Origin of the sequence: Aeromonas aquatica, from assembly GCF_000764655.1 — a bacterium.
Taxonomy (GTDB): Bacteria; Pseudomonadota; Gammaproteobacteria; order Enterobacterales; family Aeromonadaceae; genus Aeromonas; species Aeromonas aquatica.
In genome coordinates, this window is record NZ_JRGL01000064.1 from 1 (window position 1) to 3619 (window position 3619).

1 protein-coding gene is annotated in these 3619 nt (G+C 60.0%); it reads right to left on the reverse strand.

Translation table 11 applies throughout. The features are described from left to right. Window positions 1-3619, reverse strand: a 3619-nt coding sequence (locus LG30_RS21475; protein WP_081966068.1) for a DUF5801 repeats-in-toxin domain-containing protein, incomplete at both ends; no start/stop codon positions are given.

The following is a 3619-nucleotide window of genomic DNA, read 5'->3' on the forward strand; positions in this document are numbered from 1 at the left end:
CGTCTTCGGTGACGGTGCCGCCGGGGTCGTTGCTGGCCTTGGACACATCGTCTTCGACGTGGATCAGGAAGCTGCCGGCCAAGGTGCCACTGCCACCAGTGGCCTTCAGGATGCTGGTGAAGTCCAGGGTCAGCAGTTCGCTGTCATCGCCGTTGCCCAGCGGATGATCCAGCGATTTGACCAAGTTGAACTGATAGCTGCCATTTGAACCGACCTGGAGCGTGAACACGGTTGCCCCATTGGCCGTGGCCGTCAGGGTATCGCCCAGCACGGTATAGACCAGCGCTACACCGCCGGAGCTGGCGGCTGTCACACCGCTGGTGTTGGTATTGAGACTGATGGTCGCGGAGTTATCCGGGCCGACGATCAGGGGGGCAACGCTGCCACTGACGCTGCTGGTGACGCTGTCATTGTCTGTGATGCCACTGGGCAGCTCATCCTCATCCACATAGCCTTCCACCGACCCCACGTCTTCGACATAGAGGTGCAGGGTCGCCGTAGCCGGATCACCGTCCTTGTCGATGATGGTGTATTGGAAGTCCTCCGTGAGATCGCCATTCACATTGGCCGGGGCCTGATATCTCCACGCCCCGGTGGAGAAGTTGAAGCTCAGTTTGCCACCCGCAGGAGTGGTAACGGCTGTCAGCTGCTGATCACCATCGAGCACACCATCCCAGCTGTAGGTATTCGCACCAATCTTGATGGACTGGATATAGCCCGGGCCATCCGCGCCATAGGCATCATCATCCCCACCGCCCACGACGTTGTTGGAGCCGTTGAGTACGTTGCCTTGCACCAGACCGCCAATGACCTGATTGAGCAGGGTGTCGACCAGATCGCCGAAGTTGTTCACTCGCAGCGGGGTATTGTTCGGACCCGCATCCACGTCGATATCTTGCAGACGGGCATCGATGATGCCATTACCGATACCTATGGTGGTGACAGTGATACCGTTGTTATCGACGAAATTATTCCAACTGGTTGCCACAGGACTGGTGAGCGAAGTGCCGCCAGGACCTGTTTGTTCGTTGGGATTGCCATCGCTGATGAAGACCACCTGATTGTTCCACCCCGAGATCGGGGTATAGGAAGCAATGGTCTCCTGGATGGCATCGGTAAAGTCGGTGTCACCGTTGAATGGACGAGCACCGCCAGGCTCTTGCGGGTTCAGAGAGTTCACCAGATTCGTGAACGCGGTGATGTTGTCGGTTGGCAGATAAGCAATGGAATCGCCGGAAAACGCCACTATCTGGATCTTGACCTGACCGCCGGAAGTATTGAACAGCGCCTGCCCTGCGGTACGCACTGCATCGAGCATGGCGTTCAGCTCGTTATTATCGATACTGCCGCTGAAATCGAGCACAAACACCATATTGATGTTCTGGGACTGACCGGCAAGCACGGTCGCATAGTCATCTTGGGCCACCGGAATATCGTCCTGTACATCGACAACGAACGAACCTTTCGTGAAACCTGTGACCTTGTCACCATCACCGTCGGTAGCAACCAGGACGCCCGAGAAGTCGATAGGCACCGGCAGCAACTCATTATCGCCATTCGGTAGCCCTTCCTTGACGGGATGATCCAGCGGCCCCTTCAGGGTAAAGGTGTAATCGCCATCGGCAGCCACCGTCAGGGTGAAGATAACGGTGCTACCTGCGGTAGCGGTCAGCACATTGCCCACCACGTTGTAACTCAGCGCCACGCCCCCACTGCTCAGCCCCTGTGATACCAGCGAACTGACGTTATTGGACAGGCTGAATGCACCGGGGCCATCGGCGCCAAAATTCACCAGGGTATTCAGGGTACCCGAGGTGTCACTGGCGATGGTGGTCTGGCCTGGACCTTCGTGGTTGCCTTCGTGGGGGGCGCCACCGGCCAGGGTCAAGGCATCTTCTTGTACCTGGGCTCTGATGCCGCCGCCATGCAGATCCTGCAGTTGCGGACCATCATCTTCGAAGCGGAACACGCCACTGGTCCCCAGATCGAAGCTGGCCTTGGCACTGTCACCATCGGCATCGGTGACGGTCTGCACCAGGGTCAGCACATCGCTGTTCAGGGTCAGACTGACACTGTCATCCGGATTGCTGGTATTGCCGTGCCAGACATTGTCCAACAACGCCAGGGTCACCGAGCCCGTTGCGGGATCGATGGTCAGGGTGAAGTAGTTCACCCCGTTGGCACTGCCGGTGATGACATTGCCCACCTGGTTGAGCAGGATCTGGGCACCCTGGCCATTGACCGCCAACGGATTGACCGCATAGAGGCCACTGGCCACATTGCCGCCACTGAGCGCCAAGTTGTAACCAACACTGCCCGCCCCATCTGCACCAAATACCGGGTTAAACTGAGCCTGCACAGAGGCCCCCGTCAGGGTTGCACTGGCGATACCATCACTGTATGCCCCGCCCAAGGCTGGCAGACTCTCGTCCACAACGGCCATCAGGCGCGGTGCCTCGCCCGCCAGACCAGTCTTCGGACCGTCATCTTCGAAGCGGAACACGCCACCGGCGCCCAGATCGACGCTGGCCTTGGCACTGTCGCCATCGGCATCGGTAACGGTCTGCACCAGGGTCAGCACACCGTTGTTCAACGTCAAGCTGACGCTGTCATCCGGGTTACTGGTATTGCCGTGCCAGACATTGTCCAACAGTGCCAGGGTCACCGAGCCCGTTGCGGGATCGATGGTCAGGGTGAAATAACTCACCCCATTGGCGCTGCCGGTGATGACATTGCCCACCTGATTGAGCAGGATCTGGGTACCCTGACCATTGGCCACCAGCGGATCCACTGCATAGAGGCCGCTCGCCACATTGCTGCCACTGAGCGCAAGGCTGTAGCCAACGCTGCCTGCACCATCCGCACCGAAGGCATGGCTGAACTGGGCTTGCACCGTGGCGGCTGCCAGGGTCGCACTGGCGATGCCATCGTTATATGCACCGCCCAGCGCCGGCAGGCTCTCATCCACCTTCACAGATCCCAGGCTTGGGGCCTGGGCCGCCAGCCCTGCCGTCGGGCCATCATCTTCGAAGCGGAATGTCCCATTGACGCCCAGATCCAGACTGGCCTTGGCGCTGTCGCCATCGGCATCGGTGACGGTCTGTACCAGAGTCAGCACGCCGCTGTTCAGGGTCAGGCTGACACTGTCATCCGGGTTGCTGGTATTGCCGTGCCAGACATTGTCCAGCAGCGCCAGGGTCACTGCACCCGTCGCGGGATCTATGGTCAGGGTGAAGTAACTCACCCCGTTGGCACTGCCGGTGATGACGTTGCCGACCTGACTGAGCAGGATCTGGGCACCCTGACCATTGGCTGCCAGCGGATCCACCGCATAGAGGCCACTCGCCACGTTGCTGCCAGTGAGCGCCAGGCTGTAACCAATGCTGCCAGCCCCATCCGCACCGAAGGCATGGCTGAACTGCGCTTGCACCGTGGCGGCTACCAGGGTCGCGTTGGCGATGCCATCGTTGTATGCGCCACCCAGCGCCGGCAGGCTCTCGTCCACCTTCACCGAGCCCAGATTAGGGGCCTCGGCTGCCAAGCTTGCCGTCGGGCCATCATCCTCGAAGCGGAAGGTCCCGTTGGCCCCCAGATCCAGGTTGGCCTTGGCGCTGTCGCC